Annotated in this window: 14 protein-coding genes; 2 read left to right on the forward strand and 12 right to left on the reverse strand. The window is 59.6% G+C overall.

Annotated elements, in window-relative coordinates:
* Nucleotides 1-88 precede the first annotated feature (88 nt).
* Complete coding sequence (locus tag VGM18_13705) at nt 89-607, forward strand: DinB family protein (GenBank protein ID HEY3974057.1); 519 nt, start codon at nt 89-91, stop codon at nt 605-607.
* 8 nt (nt 608-615) lie between these two features.
* Here VGM18_13705 and selD read toward each other — a convergent pair whose 3' ends face one another.
* From selD to tldD, 7 genes are all read right to left on the reverse strand, one after another.
* Nucleotides 616-1,689 carry a selenide, water dikinase SelD gene (selD, locus tag VGM18_13710; GenBank protein ID HEY3974058.1) on the reverse strand — a complete coding sequence of 358 codons (1,074 nt, stop codon included), beginning with the start codon at nt 1,687-1,689 and terminating at the stop codon, nt 616-618.
* 87 nt (nt 1,690-1,776) lie between these two features.
* Nucleotides 1,777-2,280, reverse strand: a complete 504-nt coding sequence (locus VGM18_13715; protein ID HEY3974059.1) for a hypothetical protein — start codon at nt 2,278-2,280, stop codon at nt 1,777-1,779.
* Between the two features lie 144 nt (nt 2,281-2,424).
* Nucleotides 2,425-3,576: an amidohydrolase family protein gene (locus VGM18_13720; protein ID HEY3974060.1), complete on the reverse strand. Its 1,152-nt coding sequence runs from the start codon at nt 3,574-3,576 to the stop codon at nt 2,425-2,427.
* Nucleotides 3,577-3,697: 121 nt separating this feature from the next.
* The gene (locus VGM18_13725) at nt 3,698-4,063 is read right to left on the reverse strand and encodes a hypothetical protein (protein HEY3974061.1); all 366 of its coding nucleotides are present in this window, start codon (nt 4,061-4,063) and stop codon (nt 3,698-3,700) included.
* 40 nt (nt 4,064-4,103) lie between these two features.
* Entirely contained in the window at nt 4,104-4,850 is a 747-nt protein-coding gene (locus tag VGM18_13730; protein HEY3974062.1) for a DUF695 domain-containing protein, read from the reverse strand.
* 47 nt (nt 4,851-4,897) lie between these two features.
* Nucleotides 4,898-6,286 carry a metallopeptidase TldD-related protein gene (locus tag VGM18_13735; protein HEY3974063.1) on the reverse strand — a complete coding sequence of 463 codons (1,389 nt, stop codon included), beginning with the start codon at nt 6,284-6,286 and terminating at the stop codon, nt 4,898-4,900.
* A gap of 104 nt (nt 6,287-6,390) precedes the next feature.
* Nucleotides 6,391-7,872, reverse strand: coding sequence for a metalloprotease TldD (gene tldD / locus VGM18_13740; GenBank protein HEY3974064.1), 1,482 nt, complete (start codon nt 7,870-7,872; stop codon nt 6,391-6,393).
* Nucleotides 7,873-8,220: 348 nt separating this feature from the next.
* On the opposite strand from tldD, the gene VGM18_13745 reads away from it, so the two are divergent.
* Nucleotides 8,221-9,810 carry a hypothetical protein gene (locus VGM18_13745; protein HEY3974065.1) on the forward strand — a complete coding sequence of 530 codons (1,590 nt, stop codon included), beginning with the start codon at nt 8,221-8,223 and terminating at the stop codon, nt 9,808-9,810.
* Here VGM18_13745 and VGM18_13750 read toward each other — a convergent pair.
* The 5 genes from VGM18_13750 to flhA form a co-directional block, all read right to left on the reverse strand.
* Nucleotides 9,787-10,749: a hypothetical protein gene (locus VGM18_13750; GenBank protein HEY3974066.1), complete on the reverse strand. Its 963-nt coding sequence runs from the start codon at nt 10,747-10,749 to the stop codon at nt 9,787-9,789. The genes VGM18_13745 and VGM18_13750 overlap by 24 nt on opposite strands.
* Nucleotides 10,750-10,768: 19 nt before the next feature.
* On the reverse strand, nt 10,769-11,653 hold the full coding sequence (gene fliN, locus VGM18_13755; GenBank protein HEY3974067.1) for a flagellar motor switch protein FliN: 885 nt from the start codon (nt 11,651-11,653) through the stop codon (nt 10,769-10,771).
* Nucleotides 11,650-12,735, reverse strand: a complete 1,086-nt coding sequence (locus VGM18_13760) for a FliM/FliN family flagellar motor switch protein (GenBank protein HEY3974068.1) — start codon at nt 12,733-12,735, stop codon at nt 11,650-11,652. The genes fliN and VGM18_13760 overlap by 4 nt, the downstream gene beginning before the upstream one ends.
* A gap of 40 nt (nt 12,736-12,775) precedes the next feature.
* On the reverse strand, nt 12,776-13,564 hold the full coding sequence (locus VGM18_13765; GenBank protein HEY3974069.1) for a FliA/WhiG family RNA polymerase sigma factor: 789 nt from the start codon (nt 13,562-13,564) through the stop codon (nt 12,776-12,778).
* Nucleotides 13,565-13,699: 135 nt separating this feature from the next.
* Complete coding sequence (gene flhA / locus VGM18_13770; GenBank protein HEY3974070.1) at nt 13,700-15,784, reverse strand: flagellar biosynthesis protein FlhA; 2,085 nt, start codon at nt 15,782-15,784, stop codon at nt 13,700-13,702.
* Nucleotides 15,785-15,786 lie beyond the last annotated feature (2 nt).

Genomic DNA, 15,786 nt, shown 5'->3' on the forward strand with positions numbered 1-15,786 from the left:
TTAGATGTCAAGGCGAATGCCCCCGCCCTTTCCCGCGATGGCGGATTTCATGAGTCCCGTTCGGCGCCCCCGCATCACTTCCTGATGTATGAGCCACGTGCCCCCTTGGTTTGACCGCAAATTCGACTTCTCGTTCCCGGCAGAACTACATCCGAATGTGCTCGCGCGCCTGCGCGGCACTCCGGCCCGACTCGACGAAACCCTCCGCGGCCAATCGCACGACATCCTGATCGCGAAGATGGAGGGAAAATGGTCCGCCCAGGAACATGCTGGGCATTTGGTTGACCTGGAGTCGCTGTGGCTGGCGCGAGTCGGCGATTATGTCGCTGCCAGCGATCAACTCACGCTTGCAGACTTGAGAAATCGCAAGACCGACGAGGCGAACCATAATGATCGCCCTCTGGAGCAGACTCTCACCGACTTCCGAAACGCGAGGGAGAAACTGTTGAATCGAGTCTCCGCCATGGATACATCCTTACTGGCCCGCGCCATCCCGCATCCGCGGCTGAAGACGCCGATGCGACTGGTCGATCATTTGTATTTCGTCGCCGAACACGACGATCATCATCTGGCCCGGGTGTGGGAACTGCTCAACGCCAACCATTAGCATAAATCTCAGCGGCCGACTCGGATCAAAGGCTTCGTGCGCGCGGCTTCTCCGATCTTGGCTTCTCCGATCTTGGCTTCTCCGATCTCGGTAACCGAAACCCCGGCGTCATTGAGCGCGCGCGTCATTACCGCCGAGTCTGGCGTTGATATCAACAAACCTCCCGCGGTCTGCGGATCAAACAGCAATGCCCGGACATCTTCGGGCACTTCATCGTCATACTTCACCAGGCATTCCGCGAACTCGCGATTGTTCCGCAGTCCCACCGGAATGTATCCCGCTCGTACGCATTCCAACGCCCCCGCCAGCAGCGGAACCCGTCCCGCATAGATACGGAACGACACATCCGACGCCAACACCATTTCGCGCGCGTGACCAATCAATCCGAATCCAGTCACGTCGGTCATCGCATGAACGCGAAAATCTCCGCCCGCAACCACCTCGGCCGCCCGCTTGTTCAGCGTAGTCATCGAGCGCACCGCGGCATCAATCCACGCTGGTTCCGCTTCGCCTTTTTTGATCGCAGTCGAGATCACGCCCGTGCCGATCGCCTTGGTAAACAGCAGCGCGTCCCCGGGCTTGGCCCCGCCATTGGCTAGAATTTTTTTCGGATGCACCATCCCGGTGACGGAATATCCAAATTTTGTTTCTTCGTCGCGAATGCTGTGCCCGCCGATGACCGTGCATCCCGCTTCGATCATCTTCGACAAGCCGCCAGCCAGAATGCGCTCCAGAATTTCCAGATCAGCTTTCTCCGGAAAACATACCAGCGCCAGCGAGGTGAGCGGCTTGCCGCCCATGGCGTAAACATCGCTCAACGCATTCGTCGCCGCAATCTGCCCGAACGTGTAAGGATCGTCGACAATCGGGGTAAAAAAATCGACCGTCTGCACCAGCGCTTGCTCGGGCCCGATCAGATACACTCCGGCATCGTCGGCATGATCGAAGCCGACCAGAACGTTGGGGTCGTGTTGCCGGGCTAATTTCCCAAGCACCGTGTCCAGCGCCGCCGGACTCAGCTTGGACGCTCAACCCGCCGCTTTCACCGACTCCGTCAACCGAAATGGTTTGGTTTCCGCCACGAGGTCATTGTAGCGGGATTGCAGATTTCAGACTGCAGATTTGAGATCGCAGATTGTTTGAATTGCGATCAAGGTCATCCAGCGTCGCTATTTCACTGCCACATCCGTAACCCGAATCTCCGGATACTCGTGGTTCCACTGCGCGGAAATGCTGTCGAACGTTAGCCGAAACGGAAGCGCCTGCCCCGGCCCCAGCGGCAAGACATTCAGATCCACCGGCTCAAGATAAGCGCCATTGGTCCGAACCACCCTCAGCGGCACCTCTTCGCGCTGGGCCAACTGTCCCAGCGAATCTTTGAATGTCACTTCCACCACGACATGCGTCACCGTCTTGTCGCCGGCGTTAGTAATGGTGCCGTCGATGTAGCTGACCGTCGCGCCAATGAAATTCTCCGCCGCGCTCATCTTGAAATCGGAAAGCTTCAGGTTCGCGATATAAGGCGAGGCCTGCTTCGCGGCCTTCGGCGGCTCGCGCAGCAGAAAGGCAACTGTCAGCGCGCCCCCAATCACCGCGACCATCGCTATCGCAATAATCAAACGGCTGGAGTCGCGTTCCTCAGCGACCGGAGTTGGCTGTCCCAAGCTGCCCATGGCGGAAATTGTAGGCCGTTGCTTTTCGATTGTCGATTTATCCCTGGTTATGCAGGAGACGATGATCGTGTGGGGACAGCCGCCCCCGGCTGTTTGGTCGAGCGTAGCTCGACTCGCCCTGGCCACGACAGCGAGCCAAACCCTCTACCCTGGCGCCTTCCCAGCCAGCAACTTCGACGCATTCTCGTGATACACATTCTGAAGAACCGCCTCACTCAACCCAAACCCATTCAATGCCCAGTGATAAGAAAACTGATCGACCTCATAAAAATGCTCATCCGTCGACTCCAGAATTCGAAACGTAACCCGGTACATCGCCTTATCGAAGCCCATGTCGGTTCCGTACAAAAGCCGGTCGGAATACTTCATATAAAATTGCGCCGCAAAGCGCGGAATAGGCCCAGTCTCTGCATACCGCGCAGAAATGTCAGCATACAGATTCGGGTTTCGTTCCAGCACCTGCCCCAGCCGCGCCAGATCATAGTCCAGATTCGCAAAGTGGCATGCGATAAAAGTTGTGTTGCGATGCCGCGCCGCCGTTCGCTCAAGGATGTCGACCATCCCAGACAGCCCGACAATCCCCGGTTGATTGTCCAATCGCCATTCGTAAGCGTTCATCAGGCCGTCGTTATGCCGATCCATTTTCTGGTACATCCAGATCGGATCGGCCACATGCAAACTGACCGGCATGCCCAACTCGCCGCACTTGTCCCACAACAAATCCATGCGTGCGTCATCGGGATGCATCCGCGGAGCGTTCGACTTTCCTGAGCGCAGCCCCTTCCCCTTGTCGTGGATTTCCCCCACGCCGCGCGCTCCGGCCCGCCGGCAGCGCTCTAACTCTTTAATAGCCGTAGGCCCGAAACCCGCCTTGTCATATCCGCTGAAATCCAACCCGCACCACATTTCAAACCGCTCCGGATGCTTCGCATACTGCCGGTAAATCTCGTCAAACGCCGCGCCCGTCGCCATGGTGAGGATGATCGTCTTCTCGACTCCAACTTCGTCCATGTTCCGCACCCAGTCATCGATCTCCCGCGCAGTCTTCGCGTACGGATGCGAGTGCATATCGATGATCGGGAATTTCGCCTTGGCGATCTCGGTAACCGGAATCTTGTAGATCGACTGCGGCCGGTAGTCCTTCAGCAAAATGTGCTCGGGCGAATCGGCGTGCGTTGCTGAAGGAGCTTTTTTCTCGGCCTTCTCGGCACCAGAAACGACCGCCAGCGCAGACGCAGGTATTCCCGCCGCCAGCCCCGCCAGATTGGCCCACCTCAAAAACGATCTTCGATTCACAGAATCTCCCTTACCTTTGTCATTTCGAGCGGAGCAACTTGGCGCGTAAAAACGCGCCATGTTGTGAAGTCGAGAAACCTGCTTTATGCCGGGAAGAGCACTCGAAGTGACTGAAGAATGTTTAAGCGGAAGTTCGGAAGAACGCAAGCAGAAACAGCACGCCGAACACCAGATCGACTCCGCCCAACACCAAATCCGACGCATGAATCCGCTGCTGCAAATAAAGCACGAGGAAGGTAGCCGCATACCCGAACTTCTCGAGCATCGCGGGAATCATCATCATCCGCAAGCGCACCGGATCGCGCGCAATCACGAAAAACGCCACCTGCCACGCCAGCCCCACGCTGACAAATCCATAATAAAATCCCGGATGCGTGATCGCCGGAGGATCCTGCCGCCCAATCACATCAAACATGAAGTAGAGAGGAGTGAGAATCAGCACGCCCCAAATGCCAGCAATATAGAAAACTATTTTGGCGAATTTCATGGTGCGACCTCTCGACACAGCGCCGACCCTCGGATGACTATCACTGAGTGACAACTTGCGTCTCCCATCCCTCGTAGTCGCCATCAAAGTTACGGCACAATTTCAGTAGTTCAATGACAGTTTGATCGATCAATTTCTGCTGAATGGACTGCGTTCGGGTGACGGATACCCCAAAAGGAAATTCTCCCTCGGAGAGACTCTCCCCCACAATGCTGTAACCAGCCCCGGCTGCAGCTTCACGAAATAAAGCGCGAGACTGCTCCGAGCGAAATGACATCCAATGCTGGACCTCTCTGGGTACCGTCAAAACATCACCCCTCTTGACCAACTCATCCAATAAGTCCATGTTGGCGATACGTTCTAAGCCCTCCGGTGACGGATATAAAACGTCGAGGTATTGACGCCAGGAGGAGTCTTCCTGCTCGCCCAAGCTGAACTTATACCCTTCAAATCCTGTTAGCGCGTCTTTGACGGCTTTGCGAAATCCGTTTCTAGTTTCCCCGTAGAAGTAGAACTCGCGCCGGCCTTCAGTAGTTATCCTTCCGCAGAGAATCGCCTGACACACACGGGCAATCGAGGGAGTTAGTGCGTCTTCGATTTTGTACAGCACGGGAGCTTCCTTTCCATCGGATAAGCCATCGGCTCGGGGCGATTGAAAATACACCCACACCCAGAGAAGCCAAGGCTTGGATGTGATTGGAACCGAATCCCGAAGTCCGAGATTTACAAGGATGGACGCCAGCTTGTCATTTACATTGCACAGGTACGGCTTCCAGTTGTCGGTCATCTTGGTCTGACATGATAACTGTTGTTAGTAAAGCCGCCCTGCTTTCCCTACTCCCCGCCCACCGTCAATCCGTCCACGCGAATCGTCGGCGCGGCCACTGACCCGCGAAACTCCAGATCATTCGCGATCTCTGAAATATTGAAAAACAACTCTTTCAAATTCCCCGCCACCGTGATCTCTTCCACCGGATACGCGAACTCTCCGCCAGAAATCCACATGCCCGAAGCGCCTCGCGAATAGTCGCCAGTCACCAGGTTCACGCCCTGGCCGAGAAATTCCGTGACGTAGAGGCCTTCCTTCACGTCCGCGATCAATTCCTTCGCCGACCGCGCACCCGCCTGCAGAAAATAATTCCCCGGCCCAATCCCCGGAGTCCCCGCCAGCCCACGGGCCGCGTTCCCCGTAGTCTGCAAGCCCAGCTTCTTGGCGGTGTAGGTATTGAGTAAGTAAGACTTGAGCACGCCGTTCTCGATCACGACCGTGCGCCGCGTGGGCACGCCCTCGCCATCGAACGGGCTCGTGCCAAAACCGCCGCGGATCGTGCCATCGTCGATGATGTTGACGTTGTCCCCCGCAATTTTCTGTCCCAGCTTGCCTGCCAGAAAAGACGCGCCGCGATAGACCGAATCCCCATTCACCCCTTCGAAAATATGTTCGAGGATCGAGGTCGAAACCATGGGATCGAAAATAATCGGCACCTGCGCCGTCTTGGCCTTGCGCGCGCCCAACCGCCGCAGGGTGCGCTCGGCGGCGATCTTGCCGACTTTTTCGGGCGCGTCGAGTTTCGACAAAGTCCGAGCCACCGAGTACCAGTAATCGCGCTGCATGGCGCCGTCGTCGCTCTGCGCAATCGGAATCGCCGCCACCGAACAATACGACCGCCGATACTCGCCCACAAACCCATGCGAGTTCGCCAGAACTTTGTGGCCCGTGGCCGCGTCGAACGATCCGCCTTCAGAATTCTTGATTCGCGAATCCAAATCGAGCGCCGCTTTTTCCGCACGCCGCGCGTAGTCGATGCGATCCGCACCGGGCAGGGAATAAACGTCTTCATGATAAAGATCGAGATCGCCGGTGATCGAACCGAGTTGCGAGGCATCCGGAATTCCGCCGAATGGATCTTCCGAGGTGATCTTCGCCAGGGCCAAAGCCGACGCGACCATGCGGTCAAGCCCGGCGCTAGAAAAATCGCTTGAATAAGTGCTGGCCGCGCGCTGCCCAAAAAACACACGCACGCCGATCGACTTCGAGCCCGACTCCTTCAGAGTCTCGACTTGACCAAGGCGCACAAGCGTGGAAAATTCATCGCCCTCGCGGACGACGCATTCAGCGGCGCTGGCGCCGCCTGCCATAGCGCGCGCCACAATATCCTGCGCGATGTTGCGCAAGTCGGTTTCGATTTTCGGATTTCGCGTTTGGACTTCAGTTGACGGCATGGCTCCTATTTCTCGCAAGCGCAAAAGCAGATTCCTCGCTCCGCTCGGAATGACAAAATGTCTGTGGTATCCGTGAAAATCCGTGCAGATCCGTGGCCAAGATTCTACTGCATGAAGCCACCGGGGTCTTTCCGCGCGGTCCCGCCGACGGTCATGCGGTCAATCTTCAGTGTAGGAATGCCCACGCCCACGGGCACGGCCTGCCCATCCTTGCCGCAGGTGCCCACGCCCTCGTCAAGTTTCAAATCGTTTCCGACCATTGAAACGCGCGTCAGCACATCGGGACCATTGCCGATCAGCGTCGCACCCTTGATCGGCGCGGTGACTTGGCCATCCTCGATCATGTACGCTTCCGACGCCGAGAAGACAAATTTTCCGTTGGTGATGTCCACCTGCCCGCCGCCAAAGTTCACCGCATAAATTCCGCGCTTCACCGAGCGAATAATGTCTCCCGGATCGTCCTGGCCAGCCAGCATGTAAGTGTTGGTCATGCGCGGCATGGGAATGTGCTCATAGCTCTCGCGCCGTCCGTTTCCCGTGTCGGAGATGCCCATCAGTCGCGACGAAAGTTTGTCGCTCAAATATCCTTTGAGAATTCCGTTCTCGATGAGCACGGTCTCCTGCGTAGGTTCGCCTTCGTCATCGACGTTCAAAGACCCGCGCCGCCATGGCATAGTGCCGTTATCGACCACAGTGCACTTTTCGCTGGCCACGCGCTTGCCCACTAGACCGGCGAAGGCCGAAGTTTTCTTGCGGTTGAAATCCGCTTCCAGCCCGTGCCCTACAGCTTCGTGCAGCAAAACTCCCGGCCATCCCGGACCGAGCACAACTTCCATCTCGCCCGCCGGAGCTTCGCGCGCGTCGAGTTGCAGAATTGCCTGCCGCGCCGATTCCCTCGCGAAAAATTCCGGCGTCTTCTCGCCGAAGAAAAAGTCAAGCGCGACGCGCCCGCCGCCGCCCGAACTACCGCGCGCAGAGTTGCCTTCCGTTTTCGCGATGCACGATACGTTCATGCGCGCCAGCGGCTGCGAATCTTCGGCAAACGTTCCGTCGGAACCGACCACCAGAATGTTGCGCAACTCATCCGCATAGCTCGCCCGCACTTCCTGAATGCGTGGATCATACGCACGTGCGGCCTTATCGGCGCGCATCGCCAATTCAACCTTCGCGCTGATGTCCGCATCCACCGACGGCAACGTCACCGGATACAGGCTGCGCGCCGCCGCCTTCTGAAAACCCGCGACCGTGGCCTTCGCCGGAGCGCTGGCAATCAGTGCCGCCGTGCGCGCCGCGTGCAGAATGCGCTCGGAAGAAAGATCGTCGGTATAGGCATACCCCGTCCGTTCGCCGGAGACGACCCGCACTCCGCATCCCGCCGATATCCCCTGCGACGCCGACTTCACCATCGACTCATCCACCATCAGTGAAGTCGACGAAAGATACTCGAAGTACAGGTCGGCATAATCGCCTCCCGCCGACAGCGCGGCGGCAAGATAGCGCTCCAGATCATGCTCGGTCAATCCGTAATGTTCGAAGAAAAACCGCTGTCGGTTAAGAACCTGCTTATCGGAAATTTGTTGGTCCACGTTGATTTAGATGCCCCCAAGTTCAGCCGCGACTCCAAAGCCGGGCTGTTCCATTGTCAGATCTGTTCGCTGCCGGTGTGGGACTAGTCGGTCTAGGACTAGTTGGTCCCGTGGGGCGCCCGAAAACTTTCAAAGGGCGCGCGGCTTTAAGACGCGCCATTAGCGCCCATGAAACCTACGAGCTTAACCCTCCGGACACAAATATTCTCAGAACATTCCTGACCGTTTCCACATTATCCCACACCCCACCCCACGCTAACCCGCCCGGACTGCCCTTTCCACAGCCCGGTGCGATAACGATGGTCACTCGTCACAGACTGCACCCAGCTCAATGTGGACAATTCCCACGTGACCCCCGACGCCCTCACCAATACCCTCCAGGACTTTCTAGCCGATGCCTCAGGAGCCGTCGTCCTGGAAAACGGCGCCGTATCTTTCGACCTGAGCCAGTCCAAGTATTCGATTTCCGGCGAATACGACAAATGCCTGCTGCATCTGTGGTCGGCCGAGCGCAACACTGTACGGCGCGTCCTCGATGCCGAGGTAAAGAACGGCACATTGAAGCTGTTCGTACAGCGGCTCGGGCAGGCGCGGCCGACGAGGCTCGAAATTTGCCGCGAACACGACCGCCGCTCACCCACGGCTCGCAAAGCCGCGCGCTCCGCGTACGAGATAAAGCTCCGCCGCGCTCTCGAACGCCACTTTCCCGGCTTCGCCATCGTCCGGCTCACTTCGGCCGTTGATCTCGAGAAATCTTTCGGCCCCATTTATGCCCGGGGACTTCTGCGTCAGGGACAGTCCGCATTTGCCGTCCTTGGCGTTAACGCATCCGAAACTCAATCCTCGATCGACGCATCGCTCACGTTCGCCATCCTGTGGCTTGAGGCCTGCCGAAATTCCTCCGCAGGAAAATTTCTAGTTGAAGGACTGCGTTTATTTGTGCCCACCGGCTGCTCCGCCCTTGTCCGCGAACGGATGGCCAACCTCAATCGCAGCGCCGCCAAGTGGAGCTTGTTTGAATTGGACGAACGTCACGACGCACTCGTGGAAATCGACTGCGAAGACCGCGGCAATGTCTCCACGCATCTGGCTCATTCGAAATTGGTTCATGCGGCTGACCGCTCCGCCGCGCTCGAAAGGTTTTCCAACTCGATCGCGAAAATCAACGAGATCCTGCCGAACTGCGAAATCGCAGTTCTCTCGCCTGCGGAACTTGCCTTCCGCTGGCGCGGCCTAGAGTTCGCCCGCGCCCGCATCGGCGCCGAAGCCGCAACTTTTCGGAGCCGCCAGGAAATTGTTTTCGGCGTCGGCGCTGAAGAGTGCATTCTCGAAGATCGTAACTTTTCCTTCTTTCTGCAACTTCTCACCGCCGTCCGCGATACCCGCCATCCCTATGGCCCCCGCCAGCATCCTCTGTTCCGCCTGCGCCCCGAACGCTGGCTGGAATCTCTCGTCGTCGCCGATGTCAGCGTCATCGACGGGCGTCTCGAGTCCGGCTCGCTCTATTCGCAGGTCCCCGCATTCTCAGCCGCGGATCGCGCGATGCTCGACGTGCTGACCGTTACCCGCGAAGGCCGCCTCGCCGTCGTTGAACTCAAAGCTGACGAAGATATTCACCTGCCGCTGCAAGGCCTCGATTACTGGTCGAGAGTTCACTGGCACCACAGTCGCGAAGAATTTCCCCGCTTCGGATATTTCTCTGATCGGGAGTTGTCGCCGGAACGGCCTCTGCTTTACCTGGTCGCGCCAGCCCTTCACGTGCATCCGGCAACTGACGTGCTGCTGCGCTATTTGTCGCCAGAAATCGAATGGGAATTCGTCGGCATTGACGAGCGCTGGCGCGAGGGAGTAAAAGTCGTTTTCCGGAAGCGCCGTGAGGCGCGTAGGTCCCCGAGAGCGGGCTCTGCTACCACATTAGGCTTGCCAATCGCGATCTGACGACGCTGCGCTCGAAGCGTGAGAAGTCGAGCGGAGCAGCAGATTTACAGGCGGCGACGATGGACAGAGGAAGCGGACCCAAAGGTGAGAGCCGCAGGTCGCCAGGCGGATTTCAGAGGCGTCGAGACGGACCGAATAGCTGCACACGATCCGCGAAAGCTCGCCGGCGTCCGCAACGCTATCCATGACAACTTCGCTGGCTCTGTATTCTTTCCGATGGCGGGAACGCGCCTGTAAAGTCTGGCGGACGAAGCTGGCCGACGCCATGCAAGACTCGGTGCGGCAGTCGAGCATCTGCTCGATGGCATACAGCGCGCTGTAATCGATGCCCTCGCCAAACGCAACATGGAGGGTTCGCGTGCGTTCGACATAATCGAGCGGGATCATGACGAAAAACTCGAGCAGCGTGAGCGGAATTTGTGAAACCGGTCGGACACGGTGAGTGGAGGAATTGCTCTGCGGAAAACCAGTCGGCAGAATGTTGGCTTGGAGAACCGGGCAGGACCACTGCCGGGCCAGCGCGGCGGTTAGTTGGGACTCGCTGACAAAGCCGAAGGCCAGAAGCCATTGCCCGATTTTGCCGTGGCCGGCCGTGAGTTGCGCCTGCCGCGCGGCCCGCAACTGTTCGACCGTGAGTTGATCGCGGGAGAGCAGGAGCAGGCCGAGCGGAATGCGGTGCGCGGCCTGGATACGGGGAGCTGCGGAACGGAGGCGTTCGAGGGCCTCGGCCACAGCACGTTCCACACACTCGTCGTCACAGTAGCGTATCCCCTGGACCACAACTCCGCGTCGCTGGCCGCGCAGCCGCCACCACCGTTTTTGCGCATGCGGGCAATCGCGATCTCCGCAAGCCGGCTGCCGGCTCTGCCAGAATTGCCGCCAGGCGAGAATCGAACGACCGAAGCGACCATGATCGAGATGAAGACGTACGCTTGCCATGAGGGCCGGTTGCAAATGGTTAAGAGTTGGCGGGCGCAACTTCGGTGACGCGCACTCCGTAGTTTCCATCCACCACAACAACTTCTCCGCGCGCCAGCAGGCGACCGTCGAGCAATACATCGACTGGCTCATGGACCTGACGATCCAAATCGACGACCGCGCCGGGAATGAGATCGAGCACCTCGCGCAAGAGCAGACGCCGGCTGCCGAAGCGCAGGGTCACGGCCAGTTCGACATCCATCAGAAGATCGAGTTTGACTTTCCCCGGTTCCGGGCGCGGCTCCCCCGCCGCTGGAACGGAGGCGGAAGAAAGCATGGCGGATTTTGCCGATTCCGTTCTCTCCACGCGCAACGCCGCCACCAGCGCGGCGCTGAGTTGTACTTCGATCAGGGCCGCCGCCGGGTCGCCTCCGGCGCGCAGCCAACTCGTGGATGAAGCCGGCCAGGAGGGAGCGCTGGCGGATGGTTCCAGATGGAGCTGAACTTCTCCCCAACTGGCCTTGAGAGCGGAAGCGACCAGCCCGGCCACCTGACGCAGGAGTTCGAGTACGGCTTCGCGGTCGCCGGCGGTAATTCCAGCAGCGGCTTCGCCGGAAATTGCAGCCTCCGCCGTTGCCGCTTCGCTCAAGTCTCTGGTCCCGCCCATGATGGTCCTCGCCAGTTGGAGGATCGAGGAGGGCGGAAGGCGCAGGCTCATCTCGCCGCGTAAACTTCCGGTGAAAGTGCCCGCAATCCAAGAATCGCCATCGCTGTACGGCGCGATGCCCGCGGGCGCTTCTCGAACGACAATGCAGGGAGACGGAGAACCGGCGATCTGTCCGAGAACCCGGGCCACGCTTTCGGTCCAGGCTTGCAGGAAGGGCGCTGCTTGCGGCGAAGGGGCAGGCGAGGTGGAATCGGTCACTTCGATTTCTCCGGAGTTGATTTGGCTGCGCTCGATCTCATTTCGCTCGATCTCAGTCCGGTGGATTTCTCCTGGCCGGTCTTCGCACCGGACTTTTCTGCGGACGCAGGGGGAGGCCCGGTAGTTTCAACGGCGCTCAGCACCCGGGCCGCGCGATTGGCGCCCCGGCGGGCGGGCAGGGCCCGAAACATTTCCTGCCCGGCAATCAGCAGCGAAGCCGGTTCGGCCGCGCTGCGCGCGAACGAGAGCAGGCGGCCGGGTGCGAGCTCGGCCAGCGCGCTGACGGCGACGCGTACCTCCTTGGCTCCCAGTTCGGCTTGAAACGGGCAATCCAGCAGACGGCGCATCAGCCGCTGGCGGGAATCGGCGGCGCGCCGCGGGGGGCGTGGGCTCCAATCCGCGGAGATCTTGCGCAACAGGGCATTCGACACGACCGCCGGCATTGCGATCCGTAAACCTCCGCGCACGTCCGGCATGGTGATTTCAAAACTCAAAGCCAGAGTTTTTTCTTCCGCAGGCATCAGCCGGGCAGCGGCGTCCACTTTCAGCCGCTCCTCGAAGGTCACTTCAACTGCCAGCGCCTGCCAGGCCAAACCCAGTTGCCGGCAGACGATGCGGGCCACGCTGTCGAGCACCTGTTCCTCGATCTCGGTGATTTCCCGGGTCGCGGCCATCCCTTTGCCTTCGCCGCCCAGCAGCAGGTCGATGATGGGGAAAGCGACCTTCAAATCGAGTTGCAAGGCTCCGTTCACCCCGGGGGGGTCGAGCCGGCAGGAGGCCAGATAGGTGATCTCCGGAATACTCTGGAGGAATTCGCGATAGGTCAGATGTTCCGCGGAATCAAGCGAGGCGCTGAAGGCCACACGCAGATAGGCGCCCAAAGCATGGGTGAGGTTACGCGCAAAACCCTCATGCAGGGTGGTGATGGCCTGCAATTGTTCCCGTCCGATCTGCCCGGCGCGGCGTATATCCCAAGTCTCTACCTGGGGCGTCGAAGGCAGAAGCATTTCGGCAGCGCCGCCGCTGCGGGCCCGGCGCACCATGGCGTCGATTTCTTCCTGGTTGAGAACTTTTTCCATCATTTGATTTCGCCCTCATCTTTTCCGGATCGGATTTTGGAGATCAGTCTCCCGAGGCGGAAGCCGATCGCCCCCGGCGCCCTCCGGCGGTCATCACATCTTCCAGACGCGAACGCAGCCGAACCACAGCCAGCGAATGAATCTGGGAGACGCGAGACTCCCCGATGCCGAGCACCGATCCCACTTCTTTCATGGTGAGCTCTTCGAAGTAATACAGCGACAACACCTGCTGCTCTTTTTCCGGCAGTTCCGCGATCACGCGGGCCAGCAGCGTCTTCATCTCCGAGCGCTGGCAGCGGAAAAATGGCGTGTCCTCGGGCGCACTGGGGAGGTAGTCGCACAAGTCTTCTTCTTTACCGTCCCAGGGCGATTCGATGCGCAGGCTGCCGACTTCGAGGCTGTCGAGTTCGCCGAGCAGGTGCTGGAGTTCCTGTAAGGTCATGCCGACCTCGGCCGCGACTTCGTTCTCGGTGGGAGCGCGGTTCAACTCCAGGCTGAGCTTGCGGTGCGCTTCTTCGAGTTTGCGCGCCTTGCGCCGCAACTCGCGCGGCCCCCAGTCCATTTCCCGCAGGCTGTCGAGGATGGCGCCGCGGATGCGGAACTTGGCGTAGGAGCCGAACTGCACCTGCTTGGAGTGGTCGAATTTGTTGAAGGCATCGATCAGCCCGACCACGCCGGCATGCACGAGGTCTTCGAAAGGAACGTGGCGGGGCAGCCGCTCATGGATGCGGCGCGCCAGGTAGCGAACCTGCGGCAACTGCTCCAGCAGGATGCGGTCGCGTTCTTCGCTGCCCTGCCAGGCGGTGTAGGCTGCGGCGGTGTTCTTGGTCATGACATTCTCACTTCCTGATCCCACATTTCGTGGCCGACATTTCGTGGTTCAGCATTTCGTGGTTCAGCATTTCCCGGTTCAGCATTTCCTGATCCAACCTTTCCGCTCGACCCGCTCATCACGACGCTCCCCTGTTCAGCGCAAAACTCCGATCGACTGCACCTCGACCACCGGCGGAACTTCTAGCGGCGAAAGCACTACTACCTTCGGCAGAAAGGGCTCCAGCAAGCGTTTCAGGTGATAGCGGGCCGGGGTCGAGCAGAGCAGGACGGGGCTGGCGACCGCGACCTGTTCTCCTGCCAGCCGCCGCAACCCATCGAGAATGCGGCGGGCGAATGGCGGTTGTAGTGCGGACGAGCCGGCGGGCGATGTCGGCGCGGCGAAGGCCCGTCCCAATTCGTCTTCGAGCGCGTGATCCAGCGTGACTACGCGCAGCCCTCCGCTGTCCGATAAGAGCGGGCGGACTAAAGCCCGGCCGAGACCCTGGCGGACGGATTCGACCAGAGCTACGGGATTCTTCGTCGTCGCTGCGGTGTCGAGCAGGGTTTCGAGAATTGCCGGCAGATCGCGAACCGATACCTGTTCGCGCAGCAGTTGCTGCAACACTTTCTGCACTTCGCCGAGGCTGAGGACTTTAGGAACGAGTTCTTCGACCAGTTTGGGATGGCTTTCGGCGAGGCGGTCGAGCAGACGTTTGACCTCCTGGCGGGCCAGCAGTTCGTGCGCGTGCTGCTTGACTACTTCCGCCAGATGCGTGGCCAGCACCGAAGTCTGGTCGACGACGGCATACCCGGAAGCTAGCGCCTGATTCTGCAGCGCGGCTGGAATCCAGACGGCGGCCACGCCGAAGGCGGGTTCTTTGGTGGGAGTTCCCGCCAGCGGGCGAGGAGAGCCTTCCGAGCTGATGGCCATCATGTGATCCTGAAACATCTCCCAGCGCGCGACTTCCACTCCGCGCAACGACACCACATACTCGCGCGGCTTGAGGCGCACGTTGTCGGTGATGTGCACCGGCGGGACGATGAATCCCAATTGTTGCGCGAGATTCTGGCGCAGAGCTTTGACTCGGGCCAGAAGCTGACCGCCCTGGTTGACGTCGACCAGAGGGACAAGGCTGTAACCGACTTCGAGGCTGAGTTCGTCGAGTTTGAGGAGATCTTCGACCGAGTCTTTATCTTTGTCCTTATCTTTATCCTTGGCCAGTTTTTTGTCGCCAGTGGCCATTGCAGGAGACTCGGCAGTGAGCTTGGGCGCGCGCCAGGCCAAAAATGCGGTGCCCGCGGCCAGCAGGAAGAATGAAAACTTAGGCAGTCCGGGAATCGCCGCTAGGGAAAGCATTACCCCGGAAGCAATCAGCAGAGGCCGGCGCGAGAGCACTTGCCGTCCGACATCGACCGACAGCGTGGCATCGGAGGTGGCGCGGGTGACCACCATTCCTCCAGCCATCGAAACCAGCAGCGAGGGGATCATGGTGACCAGACCGTCGCCGACAGTGAGTACGGTGTAGGTTTTGAGAGCCTCGCGAAAGGGGATGTCCAGCTGGAAGACGCCGATCAGAAATCCGGCAATGATGTTGATGGCGGTAATCAGAATGGTGGCAATGGCGTCGCGCTGATTGAAGCGGGCCGCGCCGTCCATTGCGCCATAAAATTCGGCGTCGTGCGCGACCTGCTCGCGTCGGGCGCGAGCCTGCACTTCGTTGATGAGACCGGCGTTCAGGTCGGCGTCGATCGCCATCTGTTTGCCGGGCATGGCGTCGAGAGTGAAGCGCGCCGTGACCTCGGCGGTGCGCACCGCGCCGTGGGCCACCACGATGTACTGGATGGCGATCAGGGCGATGAAGATCACGAATCCGACGACATAGTTGCCGCCGACTACAAACGAGCCAAACGCTTCGATGACATGACCTGCTGCGGACACGCCTTCATTGCCGTGCAGTAGAATGCGGCGGCTGGAGGCCAGATTCAACGAGAGGCGAAACAGCGTCAGCAGCAGAAGCAGGCTGGGGAAGACGGAAAACTGCGACGGGCGCAGAATCTGGATCGCGGACAAAAGCACCAGCACCGCTGCCGTGATGCTCAAGGCGAGAAGTATGTCGAGCAGGAAACTGGGCAGAGGAACCAGCATCACGAAGATCAGGCCCACGGCGGCGATGGGCATGATCCATTCGGAAGCCGCGTTGGGCTTGAGCGTAGAGACGGCGGAAGTTGGGGCTGCCATCG

The sequence above is a fragment of the Candidatus Sulfotelmatobacter sp. genome (assembly GCA_036500765.1).
GTDB lineage: Bacteria > Acidobacteriota > Terriglobia > Terriglobales > Acidobacteriaceae > Sulfotelmatobacter.

Excerpts from the sequence above, each read along its gene's own strand:
- VGM18_13705 (HEY3974057.1), top strand. The coding sequence starts at position 89 with ATGAGCCACGTGCCCCCTTGGTTTGACCGCAAATTCGACTTCTCGTTC.
- VGM18_13715 (HEY3974059.1), bottom strand. The coding sequence starts at position 2,280 with ATGGGCAGCTTGGGACAGCCAACTCCGGTCGCTGAGGAACGCGACTCC.
- VGM18_13725 (HEY3974061.1), bottom strand. The coding sequence starts at position 4,063 with ATGAAATTCGCCAAAATAGTTTTCTATATTGCTGGCATTTGGGGCGTG.
- VGM18_13730 (HEY3974062.1), bottom strand. The coding sequence starts at position 4,850 with ATGACCGACAACTGGAAGCCGTACCTGTGCAATGTAAATGACAAGCTG.
- VGM18_13735 (HEY3974063.1), bottom strand. The coding sequence starts at position 6,286 with ATGCCGTCAACTGAAGTCCAAACGCGAAATCCGAAAATCGAAACCGAC.
- VGM18_13750 (HEY3974066.1), bottom strand. The coding sequence starts at position 10,749 with ATGGCAAGCGTACGTCTTCATCTCGATCATGGTCGCTTCGGTCGTTCG.
- VGM18_13760 (HEY3974068.1), bottom strand. The coding sequence starts at position 12,735 with ATGATGGAAAAAGTTCTCAACCAGGAAGAAATCGACGCCATGGTGCGC.
- VGM18_13765 (HEY3974069.1), bottom strand. The coding sequence starts at position 13,564 with ATGACCAAGAACACCGCCGCAGCCTACACCGCCTGGCAGGGCAGCGAA.
- flhA (HEY3974070.1), bottom strand. The coding sequence starts at position 15,784 with ATGGCAGCCCCAACTTCCGCCGTCTCTACGCTCAAGCCCAACGCGGCT.